This is a genomic window from Aeromonas popoffii (assembly GCF_037818705.1).
Classification (GTDB): Bacteria; Pseudomonadota; Gammaproteobacteria; order Enterobacterales; family Aeromonadaceae; genus Aeromonas; species Aeromonas popoffii.
The window spans coordinates 3,139,608-3,153,059 of record NZ_CP149129.1 but is presented as its reverse complement, the minus strand read 5'-3'; the positions used below and the strand labels follow the sequence as shown (position 1 = coordinate 3,153,059).

Genomic DNA, 13,452 nt, shown 5'->3' with positions numbered 1-13,452 from the left:
TTTCAAGAGTTAATGAAGTTCGAATTCCAGAATAAGAACGGCTCATTAAGCGAAGCGTTAGGCCCAGGCATGAAGCCTAATAATAATGTGCTGACAATGAGTGATAGCTTTGACACGGTAAAATCCATTTATCAACGCAATGGCAGCTACTTTAATGATTATATGGTTGAATATGTGAGTGGTTTGTTGCAACACTCATATAGCAAGCAAAAAGATGTCACTGTGGCTAACCGGAAACTGTATAACTCTTGGGATATGGTGAAGGTCAATGCGAATATTCAGCAAGCAGAGAAAAAAGGTACAGACTTTAAAAATATCATCGATCAGTTATATTCTGTCGCCACCCATTATTGTCAAAGTAGAAAGTTAACCGCCTACAAAGCAGGGGGCGAAAACTGGGCTCGTCAACTTATCGAGCGCTACTCCAATAATCAGGTGTTAGATGAACTTATCAGTTCTTTTAAAGTTCAGGAGTCTTTGAGGCCAGGTTCATCGTTTGAAATGGCAATGAGGAAGGTTTATAACACCATCAATAAAGTCAGAGCGCTCAATATTTCATCCGGTAGTCGCATCAACGAGAATGTTCTGCAAGAGTTTGAACGCACCCTGGCGGGGTCTGTTTACACCGGGCTTGCCATGAACACGAGCTGGGGCCACCAAAGCGAGAAATACACAGTCCTGGCCAACAGGAGCAATTTCGATGATGTCGTGACCTTTCTGAAAACTCAAAGCGGTAATCAGCGCAACTTCTGGAACACTTTCTTCAACCAACATAGCCCGGATAAATTCTGGCAGGATCTTAATTATACTGGTCCAGATATGAATTTGAAAATGTTCACCTTGCAGGATGGGGAGGCCCGGCAGCGTATTCTTAGAAAATATCCTGATCTGGCAAGGGCGACGGTCAGCGTGGCTCCCACCGCCTTTTCTGGTGTGGTTCCCGCTAACGCCACAGAGTCATTCCTATCCGTGTTCGCCTTGCTGCTGGGGGTTGGCAACTTTACCTGGTTGACGGCGACCGATCGGGAGGAGCTGAGCAACCCTATTTCTTTGATGGGGCTGGGGGTGGCCTTTATTGATACGGGGCTGAATCTGATCCAGCTCGGTAAGTTCCTTGATAAAGTAACCATGTTTATTTATGGCAATGGTGGAAGCATCATAGACAGTATAGCCATTAATATGGGGAAATTCAGTCAATTCTTGAGCAACCTTTCAGCCAAAGGTACGCATCTCAAAAATGTGGTAGAGCGGCAGATAGCCACCAAGATGTTTCTCGCCACTCAAGATATCGCCCGGGTTATCAATATATGTTTTGTTGGGTTGGCGGTGCTGGGGGCAGCCTTGGCAGCGTATAGCATGTATCAGGCTGCCATGGGCGGGGATGTTGGGGATATTATATTTGCTGCAATCAACATGTTCGTCGCCACTATGGCGTTGGGCATATCCATTGGTGTTGTGATGGGGTTTGCCATTGCCGGACCCTTGGGCATTATTATTGCAGTGATAGGCATAGTGGTAGCTATTGCCCAGTGGATCTACGAGTCACTCAAAAAAGCCCCTATTTCAATCGACCCGATCGCGAGATATACCCAAGAATATATTAGACCACGGGGGCTTGAGTATGAAGATCTTGGCTCATACCTCTGCCGGGTCCTTGGCCGGAATGGCAACATGGTCTGTGCCTTGGATGCCAAGACCATGAATACCGATTGGACTAATGTCAAAAACATTCTTGACCACAATAAGCCTATTTATCATCAGGCCGGGGCCTTGGTAACCTCCCCAAGAAATAGCAGGATTTATAACTTTGCCGATATTAAGAAGCCGGGCTACGGAAATATATCGACTTTCTTCGACACGGGAGCCACAACACCAATCAGTGGCTGGCAGCCGGAATATGAGTTGACAACCTGCGATCATGCCGTTGAGAGTAATACAAGGTATAGTAGGAAGACTGCTGCAATCTTCATAGCCAGGGCCGGCTACTTTCAGCCACACGCCTACTTGACGTCTAATCTGGAAAATGCCCCGACAAGTAGCAATGACCTGGTGAATAAATTAAATTTAGAGCCTGGTGATTATCCGATGGATGTGGTTGCCATCAATGACCTTGAGGAGACCATGTTCCTTATCTTTACTACCCGACATATCTATCAGGTGAGGGATGGTGACGTACGCAGGATAATATCTAATTTTGTCGGTCAGCCCAATGCACCGATCACCTCGAGCCTTACTGCGCTGGCACTCGGTACTAACGTGAATTTGATCTATCGGTTAAGTGGTGTGGATGCTCCTAAGACTCGCTACCATTATCTGCTGACCCGGGATAACAATGGGGATTATACCAGTATGACATTACTGCGGACTATCAATTCCCCCATGTCCTCAGAGTCGCCGATTGTCGGCCGCTTGTTCAACAAAGTCGGCGAACTGGTTTCACGGATGGACTTTATGTATCACGATGGAAAAAGTGGTTATGCGCGCTATGGCGCAATTATGAATAACACTGGTGGTGCCTCACTGTCATTGCACAATGGGGTTGAGTTTCAGGTGCCGGATAATGGGTTTCTATCCTTCTACAAGAATGTATTTATTCCGAGGTAACCGATGTAACGCCCTTATTCCTCGCTGGGCCATGAGTCGTCACTATGACACGGGTCCATGCTGCAAATAAGGGTAGGGAAATCAACTTCCTGCAATAAAAAAGGCGCCATCAGGCGCCTTTGTCGTTGCTGTTCAGCTGAAGAACCAGTAACCGCGGTTGATCAGACGGGTCAGCAGTTGCAGGAAACCGGCCTGATCGGCGAGTTCTACCATGTCTGCCTGAGTGATGATGTCCTTGTCACACAGCAGCGAAATGGCGGCCGCATCGTCGCTTGGCAGGGTCCAGGCTTCGCCGTCGATATAGCACTGCTGGCTCTCACCGCTGAACCAGACGCTACGCAGGCCCGGCACCTTGATGGCGGGCTCGCCCTGAGTCAGCAGGTCGGCGACTTCCTCGGCGCTGTAGTCCGGCTCGACCGGATTGACGTCCAGATCGTGCTTGGCCTCGGAGATCATGGTGCCGAACCACTCCTTGAACAGGGTCTCGTCATCGAGGGCCTGCTGCATCAGCTCGCGCAGACGGTGCAGCTCGTGGGGCTGGATCTCGCCGTGACGGGCACGGGGCTTGAGGTCGGCGTCGCCGTAACGCTCGGTACGCACCTCATTGTCGATCAGGTGATCGGCAAAGGAGGAGATAAGCGCCTTGGCATCCGGCGCACGGAAGCCGACCGAGAAGTTCATGGAGGGCTCGATGGCGTAGCCCTCGTGGGGGAATCCGGGTGGAATGTAGAGGATATCGCCCGGCTCCATGATGACATCGATGATCGCCTCGAACGGCTCGCAGTGCAGCAGGGCGGCGTGGGCAGCAAATTCGTTGAGCGGCTTGGCATCACCAACCCGCCAGTGGCGCTTGCCCAGACCCTGGGTGATGAACACGTCGTAGTTGTCGATGTGGGGGCCGACCCCCGCGTGAGGGGTGGAGAAGCTCACCATCACATCGTCAAAACGCCAGCCCGGGATGAACTGGAACGGCAGTGCCAGCTCGTGTACCTCGGGGGCCCAGTGGTTGCAAGCCTGCACCAGCACTGTCCAGTTCTCTTCCCCCAGGTGGTCGTAGGATTCGAAGGGGCCGTGGGCCGCTTCCCACTTGTTGTCGAAGCGGGTCACCAGACGGGACTCCACCACCTCTTCCATGGCCAGACCCGCCAGCTCGTCCGGGCTGATGGGGTCCTGAAAGTCGGTGAAGCCGCCCTTGATAAGGAGTGGGCACTTCTGCCAGTAGTGCTCAAGGAAGTGAGCGATATCCAGATTGAGTTGGTACATGCTGTTTCTCGTGTCTCGCAAAGAGGTTTTGCCCAAGTCGGGCTTGGGAAAAGCCACTCGGGATCCTGCTGTGGCAGGGAAAATAACAGGGGCCCTGTGGCGTATCGTGCACAGGGCCCCTTCGTCAGTATCGGTTGGCTTATTTCAGCAGATCAACCAGACGCTGGGCGTCACCGATGTAGTTGGCCGGGGTTAGCTTCTTCAGCTCCACCTTCACTGCTTCCGGCAGTTCGAGGGTGTCGATAAAGGTACGCATCCCTTCGGCATCGACGCGGCGACCACGGGTCAGCTCTTTGAGCTTTTCGTAGGGCTTCTCGATACCGTAGCGGCGCATTACGGTCTGGATCGGCTCGGCCAGCACTTCCCAGTTGGCGTCCAGATCGGCGGCCATGGCGGCGTCGTTGGCTTCCAGCTTGGAGATGCCCTTGAGGGTCGCCTGATAGGCAATCAGGGAGTAACCGACCGCCACACCCAGGTTGCGCAGCACTGTGCTGTCGGTCAGATCACGCTGCCAGCGGGAGATGGGCAGCTTGCTTGCCAGATGCTGGAACACGGCGTTGGCCAGACCCAGATTGCCTTCGGAGTTTTCGAAGTCGATGGGGTTGACCTTGTGCGGCATGGTGGAGGAGCCGATCTCGCCCGCGATGGTGCGCTGCTTGAAGTGGCCCAGCGAGATGTAACCCCACACATCGCGATCAAAATCGATCAGGATGGTGTTGAAGCGGGCCATGGCGTCGAACAGCTCGGCGATGTAGTCGTGCGGTTCGATCTGGGTGGTGTAGGGGTTCCAGGAAAGGCCCAAGGAAGTCACAAACTCCTCGGAGAACTGGTGCCAGTCCACTTCCGGATAGGCGCTGATGTGGGCGTTGTAGTTGCCGACAGCCCCGTTGATCTTGCCGAGGATCTCCACCGCCATGATCTGCTTGAACTGGCGCTCCAGACGGTAGGCGACGTTGGCCATCTCCTTGCCCATGGTGCTCGGGGTGGCGGGCTGGCCATGGGTGCGCGACAGCAGCGGCATGTCACGGTACTCAACAGCCAGACGCTTGAGCTCGCTGATCAGCTTCTCGCAATAAGGCTTGATGACCTCTTCGCGAGCGGTTTTCAGCATCAGACCGTGGGAGTTGTTGTTGATGTCTTCCGAGGTGCAGGCGAAGTGGATGAACTCGCTGACGGCGGCTAGCTCCGGGTTCACTTCGACTTTCTCTTTGAGGAAGTACTCCACCGCTTTCACATCATGGTTGGTGGTGCGCTCAATCTGTTTGATGCGGGCGGCGTCACTCTCGTTGAAGTCGCTGACGATGCCGTCGAGCAGGGCGTTGGCGGCCGCGCTCAGGGCAGGGACTTCCGGGATCCCGGCGTGGCTGGCCAGTTTTTGCAACCAGCGCACCTCGACTTCGACGCGAAAACGCAGCAGGCCGAATTCGGAGAAGATAGGGCGCAGGGCATCGGCCTTGTCGCCATAACGACCGTCAATCGGGGAAACAGCAGTCAGCGCGGACAGCTCCATGGGGTGAACTCCTGATGATTGGTGTGGGGGTTAAAAACGTTTGGCCAGTTCCACCATCTTCTTGCGTGCGAAGATGATCTGGGTGCGGCTGCCGCCAAGCTGGCGCCACAGCACGCAGGCACGGATGCCTGCCAGCAGCAGGGCGCGCACCTTGTACTGCACCAGCGGCTGTTGCAGGAACAGTGGGGTGCCCGCCACCTGGATGCGCGGCCCTATGGGGCTGATGAGATCGCTGTAGATGCTCGCCATGTTGGCCAGGATCTGCTCGTCGAGCAGATCGAAATGTTGTTGCTGGCGGCCGATCTGACCGATCCGCTCCCCCAGCATGTTGAGTATGTCCTGGCGCTTGGCCAGCTTGCGCTCCAGCGCGATCAGGCTGACCACGTAGCGGGTCAGCTCGGCGTTCTTTTGGCTGCCGTCAGAGCCCAGCTGTTCGACCAGCGCGCGATAGCCATCACGAATGGCCAGGTGGTTGCCGAACACTTCCAGCGGCTGCTTGGGATCGGTCACCAACACGCTTTGCATGCTCTCGCGCAGCGAGGCCTCATCACAGCTGCCATCGCGGGCCACTTTTTGTACCAGATAGGCTGCCTGGCAGATGCCGGCAAAGGCCATGGTTCTGTCTTGGAATTTGTCGCTCATATCTTCACGGCCCTGTTCTGTTCATTCACTGGCAGATATCCGCAGCAGGCCATGATCCGGCCTTGGAATGTGTCGCTCATATCTTCACGGCCCTGTTCTGTTCATTCACTGGCAGATATCCGCAGCAGGCCATGATCCGGCCTTGGAATGTGTCGCTCATATCTTCACGGCCCTGTTCTGTTCATTCACTGGCAGATACCCGCCGCAGGCCATGATCCGGCCTTGGAATGTGTCGCTCACGTCAGCTGCCTTCTGTTAAGGATTCAAACCGGATGGCTGAAGCGCTGTTCAATGATGCCGCCGCCCAGGCACACTTCCCCGTCATAGAAGACGGCGGACTGGCCCGGGGTCACCGCTGCCTGCTTCTCGTCGAAGATGACCCGGATGGTTTCGTCATCGATGGGCTGAATGAGGCAGGGAATATCCTGCTGGCGGTAGCGGGTCTTGACGGTGCAGCGGCGCGGCGCGCGGATCGGGGTGCGATCGACCCAGTGCAGCTGGCTGGCAACCAGGCCGTCGGAGTAGAGGCGGGGATGCTCGCCCTGTGCCACCACCAGTACGTTGCGCTCGACCTCTTTGTCGACCACATACCAGGCCTCTTCAGTGGCGTCTTTGCGACCACCGATGCCGAGCCCCTTGCGCTGGCCCAGAGTGTGATACATCAAGCCCTGGTGCTCGCCGATCACCTTGCCGTCCACGGTTTCGATGGGGCCGGGCTGGGCGGGCAGGAACTTGGCCAGAAAGTCTTTGAATTTGCGCTCACCGATGAAGCAGATACCGGTGGAGTCTTTCTTCTTGGCGGTGATGAGATCCAGCTGCTCGGCGATGCGGCGCACCTCCGGCTTCTCCAAATCACCGACCGGGAACAGGCTTTGACCCACTTGGCTTTCGCTCAGGGTGTAGAGGAAGTAGCTCTGATCCTTGTTGGTATCGAGACCGCGCAGCAGGCGCGGGCGGCCGGTGCTGTCGTCACGGCGCACATAGTGGCCGGTGGCGATGTAGGTAGCACCCAGCTCTTCGGCGGCAAATTCGAGGAACGCCTTGAACTTGATCTCCTTGTTGCACAGGATATCCGGGTTCGGCGTGCGCCCTGCCTTGTACTCTTCGAGGAAGTGCTCGAACACATTGTCCCAGTACTCGGCGGCGAAATTGATGGTATGCAGCTTCATACCCAGCTTGTCGCAGACGGCCTTGGCATCAGCCAAATCCTGGGAGGCAGAGCAGTACTCGTCCGTGTCGTCTTCTTCCCAGTTCTTCATGAACAAGCCTTCGACCTGATAACCCTGCTGCTGGAGCAGGTAGGCCGAGACGGAAGAATCCACGCCGCCGGACATGCCGACGATCACCTTGATTTGGCTATTGTCTGTCATTAGTCGAAGTTACCAGTTCGTTTAAACGGGGCGTATTCTACCAGAATTTCGCGCCCCCGGTCACATATCCATGCCCTGGCTCCCATCGGGAATGCGGTGGCAGGAAATCGTTTTTCTACTGCGGGCCATCGAGACCACAAAAGAGCGATAAATGACCTCAAATAAAGGCCTTGAGTGCTGAGAGGGGGAGGCGGGTGCCCCCCAGATAGTCCTGAATGCACTGCCACACCAGGGGGCTGCGCAGGGCCGGTTTACACTCGGCGATCTCCTCCAGCGTGAGCCAGTGGCAGGCCAGTACATCGCCATCAGGATCCTCTGGCTGGTGCTGCCCAGGCGCCTTTTCAAGGTCGAACACCAGGGCGGTGCGTACAAAGGTGGCCTCGCTGTCAGCCGGTTTGAACAGATAGGTGCCGAGCCACGCGGTCGGCGTGGCGGTCAGACCCGTCTCCTCTTTCAGCTCGCGGCAGGCCGCGTCAATCAGGTTTTCGCCAGGCTCCACATGGCCGGCGGGCTGATTGAAGCGGCGCTGACCTTTTATCTCCTCTTCCACCACCAGAAAGCGGCCCTGCCAGTGCACCAGGGCGGCAACCGTCAGGCGGGCCTCCATGGGGGCATGGCTGGTGGTCGGTTGCTCTGCCGAGTGATTGATCATCATGACTCCTTGTCGCTGCTGTTGGGATTACCCGTGCGGGCCGGTCGGCGCATTGTGTTGCGATTGCTACCGCGCCCGCTGCTGCGGGGTTTGCCGCCGGTCGGGCTTGGGGTTGAGCGCTCAGTTGAGTGAGTGCTGCGGGGACGCTCGTCCCGTCTCGGTTGGCTTGCCCGTCTCGGTGCCTCCCTTGCCGGTTTGGCTACGTCGCCATCCGGTCGGGGTGATGAGGGGGGGCGCTGGCGCCGGGAAGGCGCCAGCTCGGGGGCGGGCAGGCTGCGGCTCTGCCCGGGGGCCAGCCCGTCTTCTTGCCAGTTACCCAAGGTCCAGTCGCCGATGGCGTAGCGAATCAGGCGCAAGGTGGGGTGGCCGATATGGGCGGTCATCCGCCGCACCTGCCGGTTGCGCCCCTCGATGATTTTGATTTCGAGCCAGCGGGTGGGGATCTCCTTGCGCTCACGAATGGGCGGGTTACGCGGCCAGATCGCGGGCTCATCCATGAGTGTTGCCTCGGCGGGCAGGGTCATACCGTCGTTGAGCTCAACCCCTGCGTGCAGGGCGGCCAGCGCCTCCTCGCTCGGTATCCCTTCCACCTGTACCCAGTAGGTCTTGGGGGTTTTCTCCCCCGGCTGGGTAAGGCGCGCTTGCAGCTTGCCATCGTTGGTGAGCAGCAAGAGCCCTTCGCTGTCTCTGTCGAGGCGCCCTGCCGCATAGATGCCGGGCTCCTTGATGTAATCCTTGAGGGTCTCCCGGCCCGCCTCGTCGGTGAACTGGCAGAGCACCATGTAAGGCTTGTTCAGCAGCAGCAACTGGCGATCGGCGGGGTTCACCTGCGGTTTCTGTCCGGCCTGTTTCGCGTCCTGTGCGTGCCGGGTGCCGGCGCGTGAGCGGGCAAGCGCGGGCCGGTGGGTGTCATCCTGTGCGGGGCGGCCTGCGGTGGTCGGGCGGCCTTGGAGGGAGAGACGGGGGCGGGCAGGTTTCATCGCATGCATACCAAAAACAGGGGATGGCGCAGTGTATCACAGGGGGCTGAGTGGGTGGGGCATGGCAAGGTCGGGCCGGATTGGTCACTCCCGGCCAGCAGAAGAAGGTGAGCTCGCGGTTGAGCATTCAGGGGCCGACTGGCAGTGCTGTGAGTACGACGCTGGCCCCGCGCCGCACGGATTGCTGCGATACCTGGCGAACCCGGCCGCGCCTGTGTGCACAGGGGATGACAGCAGTCAGGATGTATCTGCTGACGGTGGGGCAGCAATCAAAAACCGGCCCCACCAGAAGGCGGGGCCGGTTGCGCGCAGTGGCTGTTTGCGTCAGGCGGGCTTGGCCGCCTGGCTGCATCTAGTGAACGCGGGTTCAGGCTGACTGGGTTGCCCGCTCGGCAGCGCGCAGTTCGCGTTGGTTCAGGCGGATTGGGTAGCCAAGGTGGCGGCTTTCAATTCGCGCTTGATACGGCGGATCTTGCGCTCTTCGGCCACGGCCACGCAGGCCATCAGCACCAGACAGGCGGCGGCTGCGATATCCAGCGCCGCGAAGGTGCCGGCCCAACCGGTCAGACCGAAGATGGGGGTGCCATCGGCGATCATGCCCAGACCCAGTTTGGCGAAACTGTCACCGATGAGGTAGGCAAAGGTGCCCTTGACGCCATCGGCCACGCTGATGCCCTGCTTGGGCACGAAGCCCACGGCGGCCACGCCGATCAGCAGTTGCGGACCAAACACCAGGAAGCCCAGCAAGAACAGGGAACCCAGGAACATGAACTGGGTGGTGGCGTGCTGGTAAAGACCCAGGGTCGCGATAATCAGCGCCAGTGCCACACACGCGACCAGACCACGACGGCCGTTGGCCAGATCCGAGAGGTAGCCCCACATCAGGGTGCCGACCAGCGCGCCCACTTCGAAGAAGGTGAAGCCCTGAATGGCGATCTCCTTGGAGAAGCCCAGCTCCTGGTGAGCGTACACGGTGGACCACTGGTCGATACCGATGCGCACCACGTAGAGGAAGATGTTGGCAAAGCAGAGCAGCCAGATCACCTTGTTCATCAGCACGTACTTGACGAAGATTTGACCCTTGGTCAGCTTCTGCTCTTCGGTGGCGATATCTTCTTCGCTGGCCACTTCGTCAAACAGCTCTTCTACCTTGCCCAGGCCATAGGCTTCCGGTGAGTCGCTGCCAAAACGCAGGCCGATAAAGCCGACCACCAGCGCGATCATGGACGGGAAGATGAACATGCCGAGCACGTTGCCATCGAACAGGTAGTTGGCACCGAACAGCGCCACACCGGCCGCACCGGCTCCGCCCACGTTGTGGGAGAGGTTCCACATACCGAGGTAAGTGCCGCGCTTGTTGCGAGGTGTCCACTTGGTAATGGTGGAGTAGCTGCAGGAGCCACCACAGCTCTGGAAGAAGCCGCTCAGGGCATAGAAGAAGATCATGAAGTAGAGGCTAAAACCCGTGCCGCCCATGCTGGCACTGAAACCCAGCATGCAAAGGGCGGAGAGGATCAGCATCAGCGGCAGGAACTGCTTGGTGTTCTTGCCATCGGCATAGTAGGAGACGACTGTCTTGCCCACCCCGTAGGTGATGGAGAAGCCAAGGCCAATCATGCCAAGCTCGGTCATGGAGAGACCGTACTCCTGGATCATGTCGTTCTGCGCAATGTTGAAGTTCTTGCGGATCAGATACATGGTCAGATAGCCGATAAATACAACCAGATAGGATTGCATAAACGGCTTGAACCAGAGCTTGCGCCGGGCTGCGACCGGCAGGTCCAGGGTCGGTACCCGGACCTGTTGGAGAAGTTTCAACATCTTCGTTCATCCTCTGCGAGATAGACGGTATTTCCGCCGCGCCCCTCACTTTTTGGTTGGTGTTAGAGGTCACGCCACGGAAAGGACAACAGCAAGAGGTTGGACTGTGCGCCTCGCTCTCCTGTCGATTGAACCCATGCCCACTCCCTGCGCCACTGCGAGGGTTGGGTCACTACATCAGGTAGCGTGACTTTAATGAGGTGCGGCGCAAATGGCGTGAGAGCCATCCCTAGGGGCATTAGGAAAATTTCCTAGTTTGACGGGTTCCGGCCATGAAGCGTGAAGGGGATCACAAGGGGGCTGCCCGCGGCAGCCTGGTGACGGCGGCGATCCGGCGCGCAAGAGACGATGGGGCGAGCTGGGAAAAGCAGGCCAGTCGGCAGAGCCACGATGGGACCACAGTGGGCCACGCTGTGGGTGATGCCCAGCACGTTGGCGGGGATAATGGCCAGCCCCTCGATATGGTGGTTGGCACCACCGGCCGGGGTGATGACCGGGGAGGCAATCATGAAGAGCAGCAGGGAGGGGTTGCATTGCTAGGGCGAGCGCAAAGGGGGAAGATGTGCAGGGTGCAATGAACGAAGTCAATTGCACCGCTTTTGGGGCAGAAAGTGTGGAGGCAAGAGATGGGATGCAGAAAAGGTAGAGGTGATGACGCGAACGTCCGAATACGCTGCGCTATTCGAACCTACCGACTTATTGCACCCGACTGAGCAGTCATCTGGCTCGATAGCGATGCACGAGCCAGTCAATTCCCGCCATTGCAGCCGCGACGCTGATCACGATCAGAGTGAGGCGGCCCGTCTGCCACGAGAGCAAATCCATATGAAAGGCCTGCCGGATAAATTCCGGGATCAGGCCGATGGGCGCGGTAATTGCCAGACAGGATATAAATTTTCTAAAAAAACATATGGTCAGGTTTTTGGAGTCTGTTTGTATTGGTCCATCAAGTCTCCTGTTAGCTGTTAACGGTCAGTTGAGTGAGATAGCTATTTACCGCTTCGCGAGTCGTGAAATGGTGCCTGTCGTTTGGGAATCGATCAAACAGCTCGCGATGGAATTGGCGGGAGCTTTTGCTGGCTCGCTGCCCATATTCTGATGCCCACACCAGCAGTTGTTGAAAGTTCTCTTCGGCTGCCATTGCATCGCGTTGCCTGGCGCTTTGTGAACCGCGCGATAGCAGCGAATCACGGCATACAGACCAGTCGAGATCCAGAAATAGCAGGGTATCGGCGGCATCAATCAGTTGCTCGGTCAGGGCACCAAATACCCCTTCGACCACCCATGAGGGCTCTTGAGCAAGAGCCTCAATGGCAAGGTCAATCTCATGCTGGGGCCGTTTTTGGTTAAAGCCACCTGACTGCCAGACAATGGTGTCCAGATTGACCTCGCGGATAGTTAACCGCTCAGCCAATCGAGCCGCCAACCAGCTCTTGCCCGATCCCGAGTTGCCAATAATCAGAATTCGTTTCATCTCTGAGTTCGCTTTAAGTGCCTAATAGGCTGGTGACGATCTCTGTTGCCACTCGCTCTTTAGGACGGCCAATACCACGGTATCCCACCACTGATCTTTGAAGAAACGGTGTTCGCGAAAATGCCCCTCTTGCCTCATGCCCAACGTGTTGCACAGCCGTATCGCAGCCCGATTGTGGCTGATGGTTTCTGCATAGATCCGGTGTATGTCTAATTCACGAAAACCAAAATCCATCAAGGCGTATGTGGCTTCATGTATGAGTCCATGCCCCTGATACGCCCGGGCCATACCACAGCCCATTGATGCCTGACTATCCGCTTCAAGACGCAGGCAAACCGTGCCAATGAATCCCCCGGTCGCTTTGTTCTCGATGGCCAATTGATAGGCGGTGCGAGGGTGTTCACTCGCCTGCTCGATAAACAGTCGGGTGAGCTGCCGATATTTATCCGGGTCGCAATCTGACTCGCTGTAAAACCGCTGATACTTGCTCTCTTGCGAGATGGCGACAAAATCCGCTTCATCAGCTGGCTGCATATCGCGCAGGATAAGGTGTGTGGTTTCAAGTTTGAACATAACGTCCTTGTTAATATCTCGCGAATGTTCGAATCCGCTTTGCTAGTCGAATCAACGATCGTTATTATTTACGTGGCATCATCAACCATAGACCGCAGAGGGCGATACCCATACCCAGCAATCGGGTGACTGAAAAGGCTTCTCGAAAAAACAACAGTCCAATCGGTAAAAGCAAGAGTGTACTTGCCGCATTAGTCAGGAGTGACGATACCCCTAAATGGCCACCGGCTCGATATAGCAATAAGAATCCAATTTCAATCCCTAACATGCCCAGCGCCACGCCAGCAACACTCCAGTTTAATACTTGAAAGTTGCGACTGCCCTCATAGAAATAAATGCCAGGTAAACATAATAAAAGGGCGATTCCGTAACTCACGGACAACGATAGAAATGGATTGACGCCACTAGGCACAAATTTAATCGAAAGATGGTATACGACCGAACCTGCGATAGCAAGAATGACAGCTAAAACATACATAGTGAACTCCAGCTAAAAAGAAAAAGCATGCTCAGTCTAGCGGATGCCATAGTTCATAGGTAGACTGCAAAAATTAATGGCAGTT

General features: G+C 56.5%; 12 protein-coding genes. 1 reads left to right on the top strand and 11 read right to left on the bottom strand.

All coding sequences use genetic code 11. The features are described from left to right. Positions 1-12 precede the first annotated feature (12 nt). Complete coding sequence (locus tag WJM78_RS14310; RefSeq protein WP_339010039.1) at positions 13-2,604, top strand: hypothetical protein; 2,592 nt, start codon at positions 13-15, stop codon at positions 2,602-2,604. A 132-nt stretch (positions 2,605-2,736) separates the two neighbouring features. On the opposite strand, the gene WJM78_RS14305 is transcribed toward WJM78_RS14310, so the two are convergent. The 11 genes from WJM78_RS14305 to WJM78_RS14255 form a co-directional block, all read right to left on the bottom strand. After that, on the bottom strand, positions 2,737-3,867 hold the full coding sequence (locus WJM78_RS14305; protein ID WP_339010038.1) for a cupin domain-containing protein: 1,131 nt from the start codon (positions 3,865-3,867) through the stop codon (positions 2,737-2,739). 139 nt (positions 3,868-4,006) lie between these two features. Next, on the bottom strand, positions 4,007-5,377 hold the full coding sequence (gene purB, locus WJM78_RS14300; RefSeq protein ID WP_339010037.1) for an adenylosuccinate lyase: 1,371 nt from the start codon (positions 5,375-5,377) through the stop codon (positions 4,007-4,009). A 30-nt stretch (positions 5,378-5,407) separates the two neighbouring features. Further along, complete coding sequence (gene hflD / locus WJM78_RS14295) at positions 5,408-6,019, bottom strand: high frequency lysogenization protein HflD (protein WP_042034053.1); 612 nt, start codon at positions 6,017-6,019, stop codon at positions 5,408-5,410. Between the two features lie 263 nt (positions 6,020-6,282). After that, entirely contained in the window at positions 6,283-7,389 is a 1,107-nt protein-coding gene (mnmA, locus tag WJM78_RS14290) for a tRNA 2-thiouridine(34) synthase MnmA (RefSeq protein ID WP_108537976.1), read from the bottom strand. Between the two features lie 157 nt (positions 7,390-7,546). After that, the gene (locus WJM78_RS14285; RefSeq protein ID WP_339015875.1) at positions 7,547-8,041 is read right to left on the bottom strand and encodes an NUDIX hydrolase; all 495 of its coding nucleotides are present in this window, start codon (positions 8,039-8,041) and stop codon (positions 7,547-7,549) included. Beyond that, positions 8,041-9,021, bottom strand: coding sequence for a pseudouridine synthase (locus tag WJM78_RS14280; RefSeq protein ID WP_422388418.1), 981 nt, complete (start codon positions 9,019-9,021; stop codon positions 8,041-8,043). The genes WJM78_RS14285 and WJM78_RS14280 overlap by 1 nt, the downstream gene beginning before the upstream one ends. Before the next feature lie 414 nt (positions 9,022-9,435). Further along, positions 9,436-10,842, bottom strand: coding sequence for a hexose-6-phosphate:phosphate antiporter (gene uhpT, locus WJM78_RS14275; protein WP_042034049.1), 1,407 nt, complete (start codon positions 10,840-10,842; stop codon positions 9,436-9,438). Positions 10,843-11,093: 251 nt separating this feature from the next. Beyond that, complete coding sequence (locus WJM78_RS14270) at positions 11,094-11,351, bottom strand: hypothetical protein (RefSeq protein ID WP_339010027.1); 258 nt, start codon at positions 11,349-11,351, stop codon at positions 11,094-11,096. A 449-nt stretch (positions 11,352-11,800) separates the two neighbouring features. Beyond that, the gene (locus tag WJM78_RS14265) at positions 11,801-12,316 is read right to left on the bottom strand and encodes an AAA family ATPase (RefSeq protein ID WP_339010025.1); all 516 of its coding nucleotides are present in this window, start codon (positions 12,314-12,316) and stop codon (positions 11,801-11,803) included. Between the two features lie 21 nt (positions 12,317-12,337). After that, on the bottom strand, positions 12,338-12,889 hold the full coding sequence (locus tag WJM78_RS14260) for a GNAT family protein (RefSeq protein ID WP_339010023.1): 552 nt from the start codon (positions 12,887-12,889) through the stop codon (positions 12,338-12,340). Between the two features lie 64 nt (positions 12,890-12,953). Beyond that, positions 12,954-13,367 carry an EamA family transporter gene (locus WJM78_RS14255; protein ID WP_108537906.1) on the bottom strand — a complete coding sequence of 138 codons (414 nt, stop codon included), beginning with the start codon at positions 13,365-13,367 and terminating at the stop codon, positions 12,954-12,956. Positions 13,368-13,452: the final 85 nt, after the last annotated feature.

Excerpts from the sequence above, each read along its gene's own strand:
- WJM78_RS14310 (WP_339010039.1), top strand. The coding sequence starts at position 13 with ATGAAGTTCGAATTCCAGAATAAGAACGGCTCATTAAGCGAAGCGTTA.
- WJM78_RS14305 (WP_339010038.1), bottom strand. The coding sequence starts at position 3,867 with ATGTACCAACTCAATCTGGATATCGCTCACTTCCTTGAGCACTACTGG.
- purB (WP_339010037.1), bottom strand. The coding sequence starts at position 5,377 with ATGGAGCTGTCCGCGCTGACTGCTGTTTCCCCGATTGACGGTCGTTAT.
- hflD (WP_042034053.1), bottom strand. The coding sequence starts at position 6,019 with ATGAGCGACAAATTCCAAGACAGAACCATGGCCTTTGCCGGCATCTGC.
- mnmA (WP_108537976.1), bottom strand. The coding sequence starts at position 7,389 with ATGACAGACAATAGCCAAATCAAGGTGATCGTCGGCATGTCCGGCGGC.
- WJM78_RS14285 (WP_339015875.1), bottom strand. The coding sequence starts at position 8,041 with ATGATCAATCACTCGGCAGAGCAACCGACCACCAGCCATGCCCCCATG.
- WJM78_RS14280 (WP_422388418.1), bottom strand. The coding sequence starts at position 9,021 with ATGAAACCTGCCCGCCCCCGTCTCTCCCTCCAAGGCCGCCCGACCACC.
- uhpT (WP_042034049.1), bottom strand. The coding sequence starts at position 10,842 with ATGTTGAAACTTCTCCAACAGGTCCGGGTACCGACCCTGGACCTGCCG.
- WJM78_RS14270 (WP_339010027.1), bottom strand. The coding sequence starts at position 11,351 with ATGATTGCCTCCCCGGTCATCACCCCGGCCGGTGGTGCCAACCACCAT.
- WJM78_RS14265 (WP_339010025.1), bottom strand. The coding sequence starts at position 12,316 with ATGAAACGAATTCTGATTATTGGCAACTCGGGATCGGGCAAGAGCTGG.
- WJM78_RS14260 (WP_339010023.1), bottom strand. The coding sequence starts at position 12,889 with ATGTTCAAACTTGAAACCACACACCTTATCCTGCGCGATATGCAGCCA.
- WJM78_RS14255 (WP_108537906.1), bottom strand. The coding sequence starts at position 13,367 with ATGTATGTTTTAGCTGTCATTCTTGCTATCGCAGGTTCGGTCGTATAC.